General features: G+C 35.5%; 18 protein-coding genes and 1 other annotated feature. Of the genes, 14 read left to right on the top strand and 4 right to left on the bottom strand.

The features are described from left to right. The first annotated feature begins 41 nt into the window (after positions 1-41). The 11 genes from ACS3UD_RS10555 to ACS3UD_RS10505 all read left to right on the top strand — a co-directional run bounded on the left by ACS3UD_RS10555 (position 42) and on the right by ACS3UD_RS10505 (position 11,222). Complete coding sequence (locus ACS3UD_RS10555) at positions 42-1,280, top strand: aminopeptidase P family protein (protein ID WP_308139643.1); 1,239 nt, start codon at positions 42-44, stop codon at positions 1,278-1,280. 193 nt (positions 1,281-1,473) lie between these two features. Further along, the gene (gene shdC / locus ACS3UD_RS10550) at positions 1,474-2,916 is read left to right on the top strand and encodes a 4-hydroxybenzoate decarboxylase subunit C (RefSeq protein ID WP_308139644.1); all 1,443 of its coding nucleotides are present in this window, start codon (positions 1,474-1,476) and stop codon (positions 2,914-2,916) included. Positions 2,917-2,932: 16 nt separating this feature from the next. Then, entirely contained in the window at positions 2,933-3,139 is a 207-nt protein-coding gene (locus ACS3UD_RS10545) for a non-oxidative hydroxyarylic acid decarboxylases subunit D (RefSeq protein ID WP_213925664.1), read from the top strand. Between the two features lie 44 nt (positions 3,140-3,183). Further along, positions 3,184-4,563: an SLC13 family permease gene (locus ACS3UD_RS10540; RefSeq protein WP_440977621.1), complete on the top strand. Its 1,380-nt coding sequence runs from the start codon at positions 3,184-3,186 to the stop codon at positions 4,561-4,563. 39 nt (positions 4,564-4,602) lie between these two features. Continuing rightward, positions 4,603-5,184, top strand: a complete 582-nt coding sequence (locus tag ACS3UD_RS10535; protein WP_308139646.1) for a UbiX family flavin prenyltransferase — start codon at positions 4,603-4,605, stop codon at positions 5,182-5,184. A gap of 135 nt (positions 5,185-5,319) precedes the next feature. Beyond that, on the top strand, positions 5,320-6,687 hold the full coding sequence (locus ACS3UD_RS10530; protein ID WP_308139647.1) for an aldehyde dehydrogenase family protein: 1,368 nt from the start codon (positions 5,320-5,322) through the stop codon (positions 6,685-6,687). Between the two features lie 137 nt (positions 6,688-6,824). Beyond that, positions 6,825-7,670, top strand: a complete 846-nt coding sequence (locus ACS3UD_RS10525) for a helix-turn-helix domain-containing protein (protein WP_308139648.1) — start codon at positions 6,825-6,827, stop codon at positions 7,668-7,670. Positions 7,671-7,672: 2 nt separating this feature from the next. Beyond that, positions 7,673-8,569 (top strand): bifunctional enoyl-CoA hydratase/phosphate acetyltransferase, encoded by an 897-nt coding sequence (locus tag ACS3UD_RS10520; RefSeq protein ID WP_308139649.1) that lies wholly within the window; start codon positions 7,673-7,675, stop codon positions 8,567-8,569. 28 nt (positions 8,570-8,597) lie between these two features. Next, entirely contained in the window at positions 8,598-9,668 is a 1,071-nt protein-coding gene (gene buk, locus ACS3UD_RS10515; RefSeq protein ID WP_308139650.1) for a butyrate kinase, read from the top strand. Between the two features lie 177 nt (positions 9,669-9,845). Continuing rightward, the gene (locus ACS3UD_RS10510) at positions 9,846-10,754 is read left to right on the top strand and encodes a LysR family transcriptional regulator (RefSeq protein WP_308139651.1); all 909 of its coding nucleotides are present in this window, start codon (positions 9,846-9,848) and stop codon (positions 10,752-10,754) included. Between the two features lie 87 nt (positions 10,755-10,841). Then, positions 10,842-11,222, top strand: coding sequence for a hypothetical protein (locus tag ACS3UD_RS10505; RefSeq protein ID WP_308139652.1), 381 nt, complete (start codon positions 10,842-10,844; stop codon positions 11,220-11,222). Between the two features lie 26 nt (positions 11,223-11,248). Here the strand turns inward: ACS3UD_RS10505 and ACS3UD_RS10500 are convergent, their stop codons facing one another. After that, the gene (locus ACS3UD_RS10500; protein ID WP_308139653.1) at positions 11,249-12,076 is read right to left on the bottom strand and encodes a PHP domain-containing protein; all 828 of its coding nucleotides are present in this window, start codon (positions 12,074-12,076) and stop codon (positions 11,249-11,251) included. Positions 12,077-12,273: 197 nt separating this feature from the next. Here ACS3UD_RS10500 and ACS3UD_RS10495 point away from each other — a divergent pair, with 197 nt between their 5' ends. Then, the gene (locus ACS3UD_RS10495) at positions 12,274-12,495 is read left to right on the top strand and encodes a hypothetical protein (RefSeq protein ID WP_308139654.1); all 222 of its coding nucleotides are present in this window, start codon (positions 12,274-12,276) and stop codon (positions 12,493-12,495) included. Positions 12,496-12,567: 72 nt separating this feature from the next. Beyond that, positions 12,568-12,797 (top strand) — a binding site (T-box leader). Positions 12,798-12,875: 78 nt separating this feature from the next. Then, a complete protein-coding gene (gene metG / locus ACS3UD_RS10490; RefSeq protein WP_308139655.1) occupies positions 12,876-14,825 on the top strand; it encodes a methionine--tRNA ligase in 1,950 nt (649 codons plus the stop codon). Positions 14,826-14,877: 52 nt separating this feature from the next. Here metG and ACS3UD_RS10485 read toward each other — a convergent pair whose 3' ends face one another. From ACS3UD_RS10485 to ACS3UD_RS10475, 3 genes are all read right to left on the bottom strand, one after another. Then, complete coding sequence (locus ACS3UD_RS10485) at positions 14,878-15,261, bottom strand: desulfoferrodoxin (RefSeq protein ID WP_308139656.1); 384 nt, start codon at positions 15,259-15,261, stop codon at positions 14,878-14,880. 98 nt (positions 15,262-15,359) lie between these two features. Further along, complete coding sequence (locus ACS3UD_RS10480; RefSeq protein ID WP_308139657.1) at positions 15,360-15,791, bottom strand: threonine/serine exporter family protein; 432 nt, start codon at positions 15,789-15,791, stop codon at positions 15,360-15,362. A 9-nt stretch (positions 15,792-15,800) separates the two neighbouring features. Further along, on the bottom strand, positions 15,801-16,580 hold the full coding sequence (locus tag ACS3UD_RS10475) for a threonine/serine exporter family protein (protein ID WP_308139658.1): 780 nt from the start codon (positions 16,578-16,580) through the stop codon (positions 15,801-15,803). Between the two features lie 124 nt (positions 16,581-16,704). On the opposite strand from ACS3UD_RS10475, the gene ACS3UD_RS10470 reads away from it, so the two are divergent. After that, on the top strand, positions 16,705-17,235 hold the full coding sequence (locus ACS3UD_RS10470) for a class IV adenylate cyclase (RefSeq protein ID WP_308139659.1): 531 nt from the start codon (positions 16,705-16,707) through the stop codon (positions 17,233-17,235). Positions 17,236-17,271: the final 36 nt, after the last annotated feature.

Genomic DNA, 17,271 nt, shown 5'->3' with positions numbered 1-17,271 from the left:
TGAATTTTTTAATTATTGAAAATAATATTGGAGGATTTATAATGGACACAAATTTTTTTGTTAACAACAGGATGAGATTTTCTGAAAGAATGAAGGATTGTTCATCTGCGGTATTTTTTTCCGGCAGAGCACCAAGGGAAAGCGCTGATCAATTGTATGACTTTTCAGTGAATAGAAATTTTTTCTATCTTACAGGAATAGATAGAGAAGACATGATACTTTTAATTGAAAAAATTAATGGGAAGATTACAGAAACTTTGTATATTCCTCCTGTTGACGAGCACTTTGAAAAATGGTTCGGAATTTTAATGAGAAAAGACGAAGCGACTCAGGTATCAGGGATAAAATCAATTCAGAATAAAAATGAATTCATGGATCAGTTTGCAAAAAAACTTTCATCTTCTGACAGACCGGACAATGTATATGTATTTTCATATATAACAGGTGCAGATGAATCCTATGACCACGACAGAAAGCTTGCACATTGGATGAAAAATCAATTCCCAGCTATTAATATAAAAAATTCGCTTGATTTGATGATTGAGTTAAGAAGCTCCAAAACAGAAGATGAAGTGAATGAAATTAAGACTGCAATAGGGTACACAAAGGAAGCATTGGAATTTGTAATGAAGAATTTGAAGCCAGGGAAATTTGAATACCAGGTTAAGGCAGATTTTGAGTACCAGTTGCAACTCAGAGGGTCAAGACCAAGCTTCAAGACAATTGGAGCGTCTGGCGAAAAAGCGGTAATTCTGCACTACGTAGACCTGAAACAAAAAATAAAGGACGGAAGCCTGATACTTCTTGACTTAGGAGCTTTATCCAACAACTATGCTTCAGATATTACAAGAACTTACCCTGCAAACGGAAAATTCAGCCAGAGGCAAAAAGATATATATAACATAGTATTGGAGGCACAGGATGTAACCATAGATGCCATGCATGTGGGAGCCTCAGAAATTGCTGTGAATGATGCGGTTAAGAAGCATTTTGCAAAGGGGCTGAAAGCTTTGAACATTATCAGAGAAGATGCAGATGTAGATAAATATTATTATCACAGTATAGGTCATCCTTTAGGACTTGATGTACATGATTTGAGAAGAAGAGACAAAACTATGCAGGAAAACAATGTGTACACTGTTGAGCCGGGCCTTTATATTAAGGAAGAGGGCATAGGCATAAGAATAGAGGATGATGTATGGGTTACTAAAAAAGGTATAATCAATCTCTCTAGCGATATTATTAAGACTGTTAATGATATTGAGAATTTTATGAAATAAAATTTCAGAATACGTAATTCCTATATTAAAATTATATATAGAAGGCTAATTAAAAACATATAAAAAACGCGGGAAAAATATTTTTCTGCGTTTTTTATATAAAAATAAAGTTGATGACATAAACTGTTAGTTGATACAGATTGTGGACTTTAGTGTTATATAATTAACATATACAAAATTATGGAGGTTTATAATGGCTAAAGTTTATAAGGATTTAAGAGAATTCTTAGAAGTGCTTGAGGCAGAAGGTCAGCTTGTAAGGGTGAAAGAAGAAGTTAACCCAGAACCGGACATTGCCGCAGCAGGACGTGCCGCTTCAAATTTAGGCAAAAACCAGCCGGCAGTACTGTTTGAAAAAGTCAAAGGATACAAGCATAGCGTAGTAACTAATGTTCACGGATCGTGGCAAAATCATGCTCTTATGCTGGGACTTGACAAGAACACATCAACAAAGGATCAATTCTACGAATTAAACAAAAGATGGGACAAGTTTCCAGTGCCGCCTAATGTAGTAAAAAGAGAAGAAGCACCATGTAAGGAAAATGTTATTGACAAAGATATTAACTTGTTTGATGTCCTTCCGTTGTACCGAATAAATGATCAAGACGGTGGTTTCTATATATCAAAGGCATCTGTAGTTACAGCGGATCCTGAATTTCCAGATGATTTCAACAAGCTAAATGTCGGAACGTACCGCATTCAGGTAAAAGATAAGGACAGAGTTGGAATACAGGCTCTTTCAATGCATGATATAGCAGTGCAGTTGGAAAAAGCAGAAGCAGAAAACAAAGAGCTTCCTATAGCTATTACAATTGGTAATAACCCGTTAGTTACTTTTATGGCAAGTACTCCTGTTGGTTACAGCCAAAATGAATATGAATTTGTAGGGGCATTGCAGGATGGAGTTCCAACAGACATAGTTAAATCAGATTTATATGATCATTTATATGTTCCAGCAGGTTCAGAGGTTGTTTTGGAAGGACATATAATTCCAAGAGTAAGAACTGTTGAAGGACCTTTTGGAGAATTCCCTGGTTCTTATTCAGGATCAAGATTGCAGTGTGAAGTTCAAATAGATAGGATAACACATAGAACAAATCCAATATTTGAAAATCTCTACTTAGGTATTCCTTGGACTGAAATTGATTACTTAATGGCATTAAATACAAGCGTTCCGTTATATAAGCAGTTAAAAGAAACAATGCCGGAAGTTGTTGCAGTTAACGCTATGTACACTCATGGTATCGGAGCTATTATATCTACAAAGGTTCGTTACGGAGGGTATGCTAAGGGTGTTGCATTTAGACTACTGTCAACTCCTCACGGAATGCCTTATTCAAAGATTGTAATAGTTGTTGATGAATTTGTTGACCCATTCAATCTGGAACAGGTTATGTGGGCATTAACTACAAGAGTTCATCCAAGCAAGGACGTTTCAATAATTGAAAACTGCCCTGGTATGCCTCTTGATCCATCAACAAATCCTCCGGGAATGCATACGAAAATGATAATTGATGCAACTACTCCTGTTCCGCCGGAACCTAATCCTAGAGAAACACAAATACTGGAACCGCCTGCTGGAACTGATGAGTGGGAAGAAAAATTAAAAGAGTTACTAAAAAATCTTAACAATTAATAAGGAGGCAATTATTATGAAGTGTCCACGTTGTGAGTCGGATAAAATAAAAAAAATTACCGATGCCCCGAAAGACAATGCATGGGAAGTGTATGTTTGCGAAAAGTGCTGGTATTCATGGCGTTCAACTGAAAACCCTGTTGTAATAGAAAAATTCAAATTGGATGATGAGAAAATTGCTCATATGGGTTTAATACCGCCAATTCCACCGCTGAAAAAGTAAATATAAGAGGGCTTATGCCCTCTATTTTTTGAAAGGATATTATTATGAATAAGAATAAAAAGCTATTAGGATTATTATTAGGCATTCTTGTAGCAATTGTTATAAACATTCTTCCATTGGAAGGCTTGTCAGCTCAAGGTAAAATGTGCTTGGGATTAACACTTATGACAGTAGTGTTCTGGGCTTTTCAAATCGTTCAGTCAGGCTATGCATCAGGACTTTATCTAGCACTGCTTGTTATATTTAATGTTGCTGAACCATCAGTCGTGTTCTCTCCTTGGGTTGGGAGCACAATGTACTTAGTAATCGGCGCGTATCTAATTGCTTCTGCCGTAAAAAGTTCTGGATTAGGAGAAAGAATAGCATATAAGTTTATAATAAAATTCGTAAGTTCTTATAGAAGTATTATTATATCTATATTTGTGCTTACTTTTATTTTAAGTATACTAATTCCTCATCCTTGGCCAAGAGCTTTTCTAATTATGTCAGTTATGGCAGTAGTAATAAAAAGCGCAAATGTTCCTAAGGAGGATGCAATTAAAATAGGATTCACTGTTTTTGCATCATCTGTTCCTGTTTCAATGATATTTTTAACCGGAGACAGTGTTATTAATCCTCTGGCAGCACAGGCATCAGGAGAGTTAATAAGCTGGATGCAGTGGTTTGTCTACATGGGACCTCCCAACATTGTTGCAAGTATAATAACCTGCTTACTGATTCTCGTATTATTTAAACCGACTAAAGAAATTATAATAAATAAAGAAGAGATAAAAGAAAAACTAGATTCTCTGGGACAAATATCAGGTATAGAAAAAAGAACAATTATATGGCTTGCTATTGCAGTTGTGTTGTGGATGACAGATTCCATACACGGTATAAATATAGGATGGATTACACTTCTCATAGCCATGCTGATGAGTTTACCTGCTATTGGAGGGGTACTTACACCGAAGCAGTGGGGGGAAGTACCGGTACATGTGCTTTTGTTTCTAACCGCAGCCATGACAATAGAAAAGGTTGGAGGAGTAACCGGTATGAATACATGGATAGCAGACACTATCTTGCCTTCATCAATTCCTGAAAATCCGTATATACTGGCAGTTATAATAGCAGTAATATCCATGGGAATACATATGTTCTTGGGAAGTGTAATAGCCGTAATGGGAATAGCTATTCCAGCTCTGTTAATATTTACTGAACCTATGGGAATAAGTCCTATAATAACTACATTACTGGTATATACTTCAATCGGTATACACTACATTCTTCCTTTCCACCATTTGAATATGCTTGTGGGACAAGGAGAAGAAAACGGTATGTATGGGCAAAAAGAAGTAATGAAGCTGGGAATCCCATTGATTGCGGTAGTTTTTATAATTGTTTTGTTAGAAGTGCCATATTGGAAAATGATAGGTTTATTTTAATAAATAAAGAAAATATGTTTTATATATAGAGGAGAGATTATGAGATTAGTTGTAGGAATTTCAGGTGCCAGCGGAGTAATACTTGGATACCATATGTTGAAGGCTTTAAAGGCTTACCCAGAATGTGAAACGCATCTGGTAATTTCTGAGGGAGCAAGAGTAACATTTGGACTTGAAACAGAATTAAAGATTGAGGATGTGGAAAGCCTTGCTGATGTTGTTCACAGCAACAATAACCTGGCGGCTTCTATTTCAAGCGGCTCATTCAGGACGGATGGAATGGTTGTTATACCCTGCAGCATGAAGACTTTATCAGGAATTGCATGCGGGTATGCAGAAAATTTGCTCATACGTGCAGCTGATGTATGCTTAAAAGAAAATAGAAAAGTTGTGTTGGTTCCCAGAGAAATGCCATTTGGAAAGGTACATATAAGAAATATGAAGGAAGTTTCGGATTTAGGATGTGTTATAATTCCTCCTCTATTAACATTTTACAACAATCCTCAAACAATTGAGGAACAAGTTAATCATATAATAGGGAAAGTGCTCATGCAGTTTGGATTTGACCACAAAAAATTTATCGCATGGGAAGGTAAAAGTTGTGGTGATTCGAAGCTTTAAGCTGAGTGCACGCAATATATTGTTAATATAAATCACATAAAATTTGAAGATGTTCCCATTTTTACAATGTGCAAGTCTTATGTTTATAATATCATCTATGTGTCATATAAATTAATGAATGGGATGGTGTATATTATGAACTATAACGACGAAATAAAAAACATGGTTGAAAAATCCAAAATAGCATTGCAACAACTTGAAGATTGTACTCAAGCTCAAGCTGATAATATGTGTAGAGTAATTGCTAAAGCTGTAGCAGGTGAAGCTCGTAAGCTTGCTGAAATGGCTGTAAAAGAAACTGGTATGGGCAATGTGGAGGACAAAGTTTTAAAAAACTCTAATATTGGAGATGGCATTTGGACAACAATGAAAAACCAAAAGTCGGTAGGCATCATTAGAGAAGATGAAGAACTTGGGTTGACATATGTAGCAAAGCCAAAGGGAGTCATAGGTTGTGTAACTCCTACAACAAATCCATCATTGACTTCACTTGGCAACGCTATGCTAGCTCTTAAAGGAAGAAATACGGTTATTATTGCTCCACATCCTAGAGCGAAAAACGTTACCGAATATACAGTTGATCTTATGAATAAGGCGCTTAAGAGTATTGGAGCACCTGAAAATGTTATTCAGATTATAACAGAGCCTTCTATTGAAAAAACTAAAGAACTTATGAGCACTGTGGATGTTGTTGTTGCAACAGGAGGAATGGCAATGGTTAAATCTGCTTATTCCAGCGGAAAGCCGGCATTTGGCGTAGGGCAAGGTAATGTTCAGGTTATTGTAGGCGATGATTGTAATGATTATGATAAGGTTGCACGCGACATAATTATGAGCAGAAGCTTTGATAATGGTATAATATGCGCAGGAGATCAGTGTGCTATAGTTCATAAGGACTGCGAACAATTGCTTGTAGATGCGCTTGTGAGAAACGGAGCTTATTATAGCGATAAATCTGATGTTATAGAAAAATTCAAATCGGTTATATTTGAAGATGGACATACAGCAAAAGAAGCAGTTGGCAAACCGATACTTGAAGTGGCTGAAAAGGCTGGTGTAAAGATTCCTGAAGAAACTAGAATTGTGGTACTGAAAGCTTTCAGACACGGAGCTGAAGAACCATTGTGTTCTGAAAAAATGTGTCCTGTGCTTACATTACTGACATATGATGACTTTGAGGAAGCTGTTGAAATTGCAAGAACAAATTTGCTGTTCCAAGGAGCCGGTCATACTGCCGTACTTCATTCAAACAATAAGGAATATATTGAATATGCCAGCTTGAGAATTCCTGTGTGCAGGCTTCTTGTCAATGTTCCCGGAATTGCTTCGACTGGTATAGGTATGATGGCAAACATTAAACCTACACCAAGTATAGGATGTGGTTCGTGGGGCAACAACAGCATTTCTGAAAACCTTACATACGAGCACCTTATTAATGTTTCGGTCATTGCTTTACCATCAAAAAATAAAGCTCAGACTTCCGAAGAAATTTGGGCTGATTAGTTTAAAAAATAAAATTGCGGTATTTTACTCGGTTTCATGCCCTTAAAATGACAATAATTAATTCAGCTGCATTTGTAATAGCATAAATTGATTCAAAATGTTATAGTTTATAGAATATTGATATGGAGGATTAATTCATGATAGTTGCAGATATGAAAAAGATTATGGCAACAGCTCCGTCACAGATCCAACCATGGGTGAAAGCAGAAGCAATAGATTACATAGAATCATGTCAAGAACTAAATCCAATATCTATTAAATCGAATGCTTTGTTTAGTCAATTTACAACAGGAAAGGGAGAAAGCGCAAATCTTGAACTCATAGCAGATGCTTCAACAAATTTCGTATTTGAGTGTATTCCATCAGAGCCAAAGGCATATTTCTATGGAACAAGTTTATTACGCCAAACGATCCCCTTGAAACCTAATACTACATATTTTATTGTCAAGCCATACTCACTTTTTGGTGTAAAAGGCTGGAAAATGCCGCCGACAGAATGTCGCGATCAGCATACACTTCTGAATAATTTGTTGGAAACAAATGATATTGAATATAAAATAATTCAGGCATCAACTTTTCAAAACAGAATAGATCTGTTTAAGGAGCATTATATTGATAATTGGTTGGACGTTGATTATTCAGTTTGTTTTGAAGAGTATCTAGCCATAATTCTGTATATGAATCATCTTACAATTACAATGGATGAGATTGCAGAGCTTTCAGGCTACAGCAAACGTTATTGCAGAAAAAGATTTACATCGGAATATGGTATTTCACCACAGAAATATATAAAAATATTTCGATTTCAAAACACTTTGCGTATGCTGCTTGACAGAAGATTTAAACGCAGCCTTATTCAAATATCAAATGAGAATGGGTATTTTGATGAGGCTCACTTTATCAAAGATTTTAAGGCGTACATGGGATTAAGCCCTGATAGCTTTAAAAACAAGTATGCAAGCTTGGTTGAAAAGGAGAATTAATCATGTATGTAAAAAATTTTGCACATCTTATGGAACTTTCAAGGGAAAAAAAATCAAAAAAAATAGCAGTAGTTGCCGCAGATGATAATGAGGTCCTGGAGGTAGTTGCTAAAGCTGAAGAGAATGGACTTGCTGAATTCATATTAATAGGCGATAAAGCAAAGATAGAAAAATTAATTTCTTCAAGCGATTTGAAGTTGAAATCAGAAATTATAGATGAAAGCGATCATAAAAAAGCCGCTGATTTAGCAGTAGATTTGGTGGTTAAAGGTAAAGCCGGATCTTTAATGAAAGGGATGCTTCATTCATCGGTATTTTTAAAAGCTATACTAAATAAAGAAAAGGGCTTAAATACCGGCAGGCATATAACTCAGATTTCTATTTTGGAAAAGAAAAATAAAGATGGATTAATGTTTATTACTGATTGTGCTATTACAGTTAATCCTGATTTATTAGGCAAAAAAGAAGTTCTTGAAAATGCAGTGGATTTAGCTCATAAACTGGGTAATGAAAAGCCTAAGGTTGCTGTATTGGCATCACTTGAAGTAGTAAATCCTGGTATGCAGGATACTATAGATGCGGCAGTATTAAGCAAGATGGCTGAAAGAGGACAAATTAAAGGATGCGTAGTTGACGGCCCGTTTGCTTTTGATAATGCAGTATCATTGGAGGCAGCAAAAGCGAAAGGGATTTCAGGCCCTGTTGCCGGAAATGCGGATATAATTGTTGTACCCAATCTTACGGTTGGAAACGCATTGACTAAATCAATTACATATGTTGCCAGAAAGACAGTTGTTGCAGCAACAGTTGGTGCAGCTGTTCCAATTGTATTTACTTCAAGAACAGAATCTACTGAAGGGAAACTTCTTTCAATAGCATTAGCATCTTATATATCATAAAAATATAATGTATTAATGAGGTGGCAATTTGTATAAGATATTAGTAATAAACTTGGGTTCTACCTCTACAAAGGTAGCATACTATGAAGATGATACTTGTGTTGTAAAGTCCAATATAGAACATCCTTCTTCGGAAATAAAGGAATTTTTAAATTTTTGGGAGCAAGATGAATATCGTACAGACATAATAGAAAATTTTATGAAAGAAAATAATATAGACAGAAATTCTTTGGATGTAGTCGTTAGCCGAGGAGGTCATACAAAACCTTTAGAAGGTGGAGTGTATAAAGTAGATGAGGAAATGCTGCGGCAGCAGGCAAGCGGTAAATGGGGACAGCATCCATGTGACTTGGGTAGCAAAATAGCATACCAGATGAGCCAGAGTTGTAAAGCTACTCCTTTAATAGTTGACCCTCCAATAACAGACGAATTTGAACCTGTTGCAAGATTATCAGGACATCCTTTAATAGAGAGAAGAAGCAGCTTCCATGCTTTGAGCCATAAGGCTACTGCAAAAAGATATGCAAGGGAATATGACCTGAAATATGAAAATTTAAATTTAATAGTGGTTCATTTAGGAGGAGGAATTTCTGTTGCTCCTCATAAAAATGGACGTATGATTGATGGAGATAATGGACTAGAAGGGGATGGGCCATTTTCAACAAATCGTACAGGTGCATTGCCGGTTGGAGACTTAGTAAGATTATGTTTCTCCGGAAAATATACTTATAATGAAGTAATAAAAATGCTTAACGGCAAAGGTGGCTTGATGGCCTATTTAGGTACAGCTGATTGCAGAGAAGTAGAAGAAAGAGCTGTGACTGATGAAAAAGCAAGGTTATGTTTAGATGCTATGATATATCAAGTATGTAAACAAATAGGTTCAATGGCTGCAGTTCTCCAAGGTAAAGTAGACGCTATTTTAGTAACAGGTGGTATTGCTCACTCTAAAACGATAGTACAAAAAATTAAAGATAGTGTAGGATTTATTGCGCCTATAGTTGTCTATCCAGGAGAAAACGAAATGGAGTCATTGGCGAGAGGAGCTTTAGAAGCCCTTCGAGGAGAAAGTAAAGCGAGTTATATATCCCATAAATAGTTAACATAAATAATTTAAGAAGTACTAAAGGCATATTATACTAAAAAGTAGGAATAAATCCTGCTTTTTTGATGTTAAATATCGATTCATGTAAAATACAATAAAGTTTGGATTCAAATTTTAGTGATTCATGGTATAATTATGGCTAATAATTGTTATAAGAGAAAGGATGTTTGTATGGATACAAAAGATTTAAACAGTTTTTTGCAAGTGTGTCGTGACGGAAGCATAACAAAAGCTGCTAAGTCCTTGTACATAACGCCTCAGGGATTAAGTAAAATTATTATTAATCTTGAGCAGGAACTGAATATACCTCTTTTTTACAGAGCTGCAAACGGTTTAACTTTGACAGAGCATGGAGAAATATTAGCAGAAAGAGCTAAGCATATTATCTCGGAGTTAGAAGAAATGGAGAATTATTATACAAATTATATTAATATATCTGGACAATTAAGTCTGGCATCTGCTTATGGAGTTATTGCAGCTTTTTCACCTAAATTTCTTTTTGAATTTAAGAAAAGGTTTCCTAATATCAATCTAAAATGGTGGGAGTATTCAGATTTTAAGGCTGAAAGAGCAATTTTGGATGGGGATGCCGATTGCGGGCTGATAAAAGGTCCCATAAATAATGAAGAACTTGACAGCGAACTTATAGCTTCATACAAACCTATGGTTTTAGTTCCGAATGAGCACAAATTATCATCTAAAAACAAACTTAGTATAAATGATTTGAGAGATGAAAAAATTATACTTGAAAGCCGCGAATTTAAGATATATCATAATTTTAAAAAGGTATGCAAACAAGCGGGTTTTTCTCCTGTTATAGTTTTTGAAACTACTGAGCTGAGTCTTGCTCATAAATTATGCCAGCAGGGGCTCGGATTAGCAATAACAGTTGATTTTGCTGTTGAGGATATGCCATTGACTGGTTTTAAAGCAATACCATTTAAGAAAGACGGGCCCGTATGGGAAGTTTATTTTGTTACTAAAAAACATATAAGTAAAACTCATACGGTCAAATGTTTTGAAAGCTATATAAAGGAATATGTTAAAAATGATATAAGTAACAGTATTTTAGGTAAGTAAGTACATGACAAGATGTGGAACACTGCGGATAAGGTAATATTTTTTGCGGTTTTTTGTGTGAAAATTCATTATTGTGAGGTTATAAATATGCTTGAAAGCTGTAAATTAAGAGCAGGAGCTGGTAAATGCGTTGTTGAGGCAATGGTAGTAAAGTGTGGAAGGGATATAAATGTTGCAATCGGAGGAGGAGAAAAATATCATTTGGGTGCCGCTGCTGTTGCAGTACCCAGATTCGATTACAAGAAAGAAGTGAAAAGAACAGCATCGACAAGCGTCATATGTGTTCAGGGACACAGAGAGGATGAATTAACATATAAGGCGGCAAAATATTTGGCAACTGCACTTGACTGTACTGTTGTTGCGGCAATGGGAATTCATATTGACAATATTACAGAGCAGGAATATTGCCAGGTGATAGATAATGTAAATAAGGTACTTGACAATATTGTAAAAAAGTTGCAAGAATAAAAAACAAACCGGAGGATGGCATTTTTTTAACATCCTCCGAAAATAAAATCAGTTAAATTTATTCCATAATCTCCTATTTCAACATTCCATGTTGTTAGCTCTTCACCGTGCCAGTCTGTGCCGCCTGTTTTGATTAATTGATGGGCATCGGCAAACTTTTCATATCTTTCTACCAGTTCTTTATTGTGGTAAGGATAATATACCTCAACACCGCCAAGACCGTGGGGCAAAAGTATTTCCATTTCTCCCATATCTGCATTACCGATTCGTGCCGGATGAGCAAATACGGCAGTTCCTCCAGCCTGTCTGATGACTTCCACTGCTTCGGTGGGGTGAACAGGATAATTTTCTCTGAAATGTCCATGAAAATGCATTATTTTTTTTTCTAAAAATTCAGGCCAGTCCTTTAGAGTATAAGGGGCGCCATCAGCTATCATGGCTTTTAATATGTCTGACAAGGCTATGGATTGTTTGTATGAGGCATACTTTATCACCTTGTTAATATCAAAATCCAAAATGTGGTTTTTATAAAGCCAGTTATAATGCTCTGTAAATGTTTTGCCGAAGTAGTTTGAAATAGTGCCTAGAAGCTCCTGAAGCTGATTGTTATCAGTGTCTATATTATAGCCGAGTATATGGATTATGTGGTCGTTTGATACAGTGGATATTTCAACTCCCGGAACAACCCTTATATTTTCTTTTGAGGCTTTTTCTTGAATTTCCTTTACTCCGTAGGTAGTATCATGATCTGTTAATGAAATAGCAGGAATATTTTTTTGTTTTACGATTTTAATTATGTCATCTATAGTATCGGTTCCGTCGGAAAAAACGGAATGAATGTGTAAATCAATCATCGCATGCTCCCAAATTATATTACTTTATTATATCATTTTTTAATACTTTTTGCTAATTATTTATATGTCGAAAAGAGTATGCTCATATATAAACTTTTTTAATCATATTTTAATTTTATACTAATATATCTTGAAGCTTTCGCGCGTAATATATAAAATATAATATATAATATGATTTAATAAATGGGAGATGTGCAATGGAAATATTAATAGGATTAGTTGTGTTTTTTATATTTATATTTGCAGCAGTAAATATAGGAGTTATATTATTTAAAATTCTGTTTACGATTATAGGCGCTTTTGTAGGACTTGTAGTAATTATTGCTTTAATTCCACTTGGAATAGGATTATTGATAATTCCGGCTATAATTATAGGTATAATTGTGGCAATAGTTAAGTGTATACAATTTATATTTTAGTTAAAAAATATTGACAAAAGTTTGAGATTTATGTATAGTCTTACATAAGATAAACAATAATAAATAAAATAACCAGAAGCGATGAAAAGAAGAGTAGTTTTATAATCATGACATAGAGAACCGGGTATGGTGTGAGCCGGAGATTGGTTATAAAATGAATATGGCCTTGGAGCTTTGTGCCTGAGCTGATGCTAGGGCATAACGTGAGTACACGTTACAGTACACGGGTTTTTTGACCTGTTGAGGCACATATTGCGAGATATGTGCGAAAAAGAGTGGTAACGCGTAACTTCGCCTCTTTGCCTTTTGGCAAAGAGGCTTTCTCTTTTTATTCGGAGGCGCAATGAATTGCAAAAATGAAATATTAATGGGAGGAAAATATGAACAAGGGTAAATATTACTTAACGACTGCAATTGCGTATACATCAGGCAAACCTCATATTGGAAATACATATGAGATTGTACTTGCTGACAGTATCGTAAGATTTAAACGACTGAATGGATACGACGTATATTTTCAAACCGGAACAGATGAGCACGGCGAAAAAATACAAATTAAAGCGAAGGAAGCAAATAAGACTCCTCAGGAGTTTGTCGATGAGATAGCGGCTGAGATTAAGCGCATATGGGATTTGATGAATACAACATATGATAAATTTATACGTACCACAGATCCGATGCATGTTAGAAAAATTCAGGACATATTTAAGAAACTTTACGACCAAGGAGATATATATAAAGGATACTACGAAGGATGGTACTGTACTCCGGATGAAGCTTTCTTTACTGAATCACAGCTGGTTGACGGAAAATGTCCTGACTGCGGAAGAGAAGTACATATGGCAAGAGAAGAAGCATATTTCTTTAAGATGAGCAAGTACGCAGACAGACTCATGAAACATATAGAAGAGCATCCTAAATTTATTCAGCCCGAATCACGAAAAAATGAAATGGTAAACAACTTTTTAAAACCCGGATTACAGGATTTGTGTGTTTCAAGAACATCATTTGACTGGGGAATTCCTGTGACATTTGACGAGGGGCACGTAGTTTATGTATGGATTGATGCGTTGAGCAACTATATTACATTCCTTGGGTATGAAGCCGACGGAAACCATAGTGACTTGTATAAAAAATACTGGCCTGCTGATGTTCATTTGATAGGAAAAGATATTTTAAGGTTCCATACAATTTACTGGCCTATATTATTGATGGCATTGGGAGAAGAACTTCCTAAGCAGGTGTTTGGCCATCCTTGGCTTTTAGTCGGAGAAGGTAAAATGAGCAAATCAAGGGGAAATGTTATTTATGCCGATGATTTGGTAGATTTGTTCGGCGTAGATGCTGTAAGATACTTTGTGCTTCATGAAATGCCATTTGCTAATGACGGAACACTGACATATGAATTATTAATAGAAAGAATCAATTCAGATTTAGCAAATATTTTAGGTAATCTTGTTAATAGAACTATTACAATGACTAACAAGTATTTTGACGGTGAGATTCTGCCGCAATCGGAAAGCGAGCCGATTGATAATGATCTGATCAATCTTGCGCTGGAAACTCCGGCCAAAGTTGAAAAGAAAATGGATGAGCTCAAGGTATCAGATGCAATAGATGAAGTATTTACTTTGCTGAGAAGAAGCAATAAATACATTGATGAAACTCAGCCTTGGATTCTTGGAAAAGATGAGAACAAAAAAGCTAGACTCGGAACTGTTTTATACAACCTTCTTGAGTCCATCAGAATATCTGCTGTGCTTTTGGAGCCTTTTTTGCCTGAAACTGCTCAAAAAATATTTACTCAGCTTAATACAGACAAAAAGGATTGGGAGTCACTTCAGAAATTTAACGGTATGGTTCCAGGCGAAAAGGTGGGAACACCGGAAATATTATTTGCAAGGATAGATGCTGCTAAAAAAATGGAAGAAATTAATAAAATGAATGAAAAGAAAACTGGTGTAGCCGAAAAAGTACAGCCTGAAAAGAAAGAAGAAAGCGAAGAAGAACTAATAACAATTGATGATTTTGACAAGCTTGATTTGAGAGTGGCAGAAATAATCAAAGCAGAAAAGCATCCGAATGCTGATAAGCTTCTGGTATTTCAAGTGAAGGTAGGAGATGAAACCAGACAGGTCGTATCGGGAATAGCGAAGTATTATAAGCCTGAGGATTTAGTAGGTAAAAAGGTAATATTAGTTTATAACTTAAAACCTGTAAATCTAAGAGGTGTTGAATCAAGAGGAATGCTTATGGCAGCAGAAAAAGGTAAGAAACTAACTATGCTTTCTACGCTTGAGGACATCGAAAGCGGGGCAACTGTATCTTAGGATTAGGGAAATAATATGAGAGCTGTACATGTACAGCTCTCTAATAATATTGTTAAATTTCTTTTTTCCATAAACCATGAAGATTGCAATGCTCATAAGCGGCAACTGCTTTGTCTCCGTCATTCAGTGTGAAGACAGCTTTTGGTTCATCTCCTGGGTTAAGACATTTTCTCTGAACGCCTTCCTTAGTTTCAAGGTAAATCCATTGAATCCAATGTTCTTCAGCCATAGGGTGAGTTACACTTCCAACCTTAACTGTCACTTTATTACCTTCAACTTCCACAACCGGTACATGCTTTTCAGTAGCAGCATCTACTGTGTTAGGAGTCAATTCTTTCATATCACTTCCGCAACATACAAGAGTTCCTCCACCTTCATTTAATAAACTTACTAAATTTCCGCAAGTTTCACATAAAAAGAATTTTACTTTGCACATAATACCCTCCTATAAATTATATCTAAATTTTAATTATTGTATCAACCAACGATTATTATATACCCAATAATATTTGATTAAAACATATATTAATTTTATCAGCCAACTTTTTTTACTTTAACTTTTACTGCGATTAAACTTACAAGAGCCATTGCTACTGCCATGCATCCAATATTGAGGATGGTGCTTACACCTGTTTCAAGAGCAAGAAATATGTCATCCTGAACAAATGCAAGTATAGTTTCATAAAGCCCAAGCCCAGGTACGATAGGAATTACTCCAGGAAAAATAAATATAGTTGCAGGCATCTTAAGCTTTCTGGCAAAAACTTCCCCAAATGTAGCAACAAAAACAGTTCCCAGGAAAAAAGCTAAAAAAGCGCTTCCTTTTAAAATAAAATATTCATAAATAATGTATCCCAGCGAAGCCGTCAATGAAGAATAAATAAGAGTTTTTTTTGGAGCATTCATTAAAACTGCAAAAAAAAGTGTGGCTGCAAAACAATAAAACATTTCTGCTATAACATACATAATACCCTCCTATATTCCTAAGAACCCCACGGAATAAGCCGTGTAAATAACAGCACCGGCTCCGGCAGCCAATGAAGATGCAACAAGCATGGCTTCAGCAGCTCGTGCTATACCTGAAATCAAATCGCCTCTAATTGTATCTCTAATTGCATTGGTCATTGCAAGACCGGGAAGCAGCGGCATTATTCCGCCGACAATAATGTAATTATAATTTCCTATTCCCGAAAGCGTAGTAACTGTAATGGCAGTGAAAGCTAATACAGCTCCTGACATAATATTTGAGAAAAACTGATACGACTGAAGTTCTTCAAATCCTTTCGATATGGCGGAAATCAAAATTCCGGTTAAAAACGCAACCATAAACTCGAATGCACCGCCTCCGAAAAGCACCGTAAAAAAAGCGGAAGAAACTCCGGTATACAATAGCGGATATTTATATTGATCGACGCGGTTGCTGCTAATATTTTCTAATTCTTTCAGTGCATCGTTCAATGAAATGGAATATGAAGCTATTTGTCTGGATATATTGTTTACATCATTAATTTTTTGGAGGTTTATAGTTCTTTTTCTTATTCTTTTTACAATTGTATAGTGATCATCTCCGTTTATGGATACAGTTAGGTAAAATCCAGTGGGAGTTGCAATAGCGTCAATTTCTTTTACTTTAAATGCTTTGCATATAAACTTGATGGTTTCTTCTGCTCTGTAAGTTTCTCCTCCGTTTTCAAGTGTTATTTGAGCGGAGAGTTTGATTACCTTTAACAGAACATTTGCGTTTACTTTCAACATATCACCTCCACATATGACTAATTATAGCACACGGTTTTTATTATATTAACATTTTTTTATGATTATTATGTAAATATATTTATTCTGTGATATAATGTCTAAAATGCAATCTTGGAGGAAAAACATGAAAGAAAGGGAAGTTAAAGTTCTTAATATAGATAAAGATGAGATTGAAAAAAAGCTCATTAATGTGGGAGCGAAACTCATAAAGGATGAGAATCAGGTTAACTATAGATTTGAGACTGGTGACGGCTTTCTTAAAAAAACATACAACGGATATTTAAGAATCAGGATAACAGAGAATTTATTGAACGGAGAGAAAAAACACACCTTGACATTTAAGAGAAGCTTAAATAGAACTACATTGAGAGTAAATGAAGAAATTGAGACTGAGATATCTGACTGGGAAAGTACGGCAGAGATATTGAAGCTTTTAGGGTATAAACAAAAAAAACCGGGATATAAGCACAGAAGATCCTATGAATATGACAATATTATATTTGAAATAGATACATGGGACGAGAAAACATATTCAAAACCGTATCTGGAAATAGAAATGTCTTCTGAGGAGGATCTGGAAAAAGCCATTACACTTTTGGACTTGGATAGAAGCCAGGTTACTACTAAACCTATTGATGAACTTAGCAAGGAATAAAATTATTTGAATTTATAAAAAAGTGTGGTAAAATAT

The sequence above is a fragment of the Sedimentibacter sp. LTW-03 genome, assembly GCF_052059825.1.
Classification (GTDB): Bacteria; Bacillota; Clostridia; order Tissierellales; family Sedimentibacteraceae; genus Sedimentibacter.
The sequence above is the reverse complement of the archived record's forward strand: the minus strand, read 5'-3'. Positions and strand labels throughout refer to the sequence as shown.

Excerpts from the sequence above, each read along its gene's own strand:
- ACS3UD_RS10530 (WP_308139647.1), top strand. The coding sequence starts at position 5,320 with ATGAACTATAACGACGAAATAAAAAACATGGTTGAAAAATCCAAAATA.
- ACS3UD_RS10525 (WP_308139648.1), top strand. The coding sequence starts at position 6,825 with ATGATAGTTGCAGATATGAAAAAGATTATGGCAACAGCTCCGTCACAG.
- ACS3UD_RS10545 (WP_213925664.1), top strand. The coding sequence starts at position 2,933 with ATGAAGTGTCCACGTTGTGAGTCGGATAAAATAAAAAAAATTACCGAT.
- ACS3UD_RS10555 (WP_308139643.1), top strand. The coding sequence starts at position 42 with ATGGACACAAATTTTTTTGTTAACAACAGGATGAGATTTTCTGAAAGA.
- ACS3UD_RS10495 (WP_308139654.1), top strand. The coding sequence starts at position 12,274 with ATGGAAATATTAATAGGATTAGTTGTGTTTTTTATATTTATATTTGCA.
- ACS3UD_RS10480 (WP_308139657.1), bottom strand. The coding sequence starts at position 15,791 with ATGTATGTTATAGCAGAAATGTTTTATTGTTTTGCAGCCACACTTTTT.
- ACS3UD_RS10520 (WP_308139649.1), top strand. The coding sequence starts at position 7,673 with ATGTATGTAAAAAATTTTGCACATCTTATGGAACTTTCAAGGGAAAAA.
- ACS3UD_RS10485 (WP_308139656.1), bottom strand. The coding sequence starts at position 15,261 with ATGTGCAAAGTAAAATTCTTTTTATGTGAAACTTGCGGAAATTTAGTA.
- ACS3UD_RS10500 (WP_308139653.1), bottom strand. The coding sequence starts at position 12,076 with ATGATTGATTTACACATTCATTCCGTTTTTTCCGACGGAACCGATACT.
- ACS3UD_RS10475 (WP_308139658.1), bottom strand. The coding sequence starts at position 16,580 with ATGTTGAAAGTAAACGCAAATGTTCTGTTAAAGGTAATCAAACTCTCC.
- ACS3UD_RS10540 (WP_440977621.1), top strand. The coding sequence starts at position 3,184 with ATGAATAAGAATAAAAAGCTATTAGGATTATTATTAGGCATTCTTGTA.
- ACS3UD_RS10470 (WP_308139659.1), top strand. The coding sequence starts at position 16,705 with ATGAAAGAAAGGGAAGTTAAAGTTCTTAATATAGATAAAGATGAGATT.
- ACS3UD_RS10535 (WP_308139646.1), top strand. The coding sequence starts at position 4,603 with ATGAGATTAGTTGTAGGAATTTCAGGTGCCAGCGGAGTAATACTTGGA.
- ACS3UD_RS10505 (WP_308139652.1), top strand. The coding sequence starts at position 10,842 with ATGCTTGAAAGCTGTAAATTAAGAGCAGGAGCTGGTAAATGCGTTGTT.
- shdC (WP_308139644.1), top strand. The coding sequence starts at position 1,474 with ATGGCTAAAGTTTATAAGGATTTAAGAGAATTCTTAGAAGTGCTTGAG.
- ACS3UD_RS10510 (WP_308139651.1), top strand. The coding sequence starts at position 9,846 with ATGGATACAAAAGATTTAAACAGTTTTTTGCAAGTGTGTCGTGACGGA.
- metG (WP_308139655.1), top strand. The coding sequence starts at position 12,876 with ATGAACAAGGGTAAATATTACTTAACGACTGCAATTGCGTATACATCA.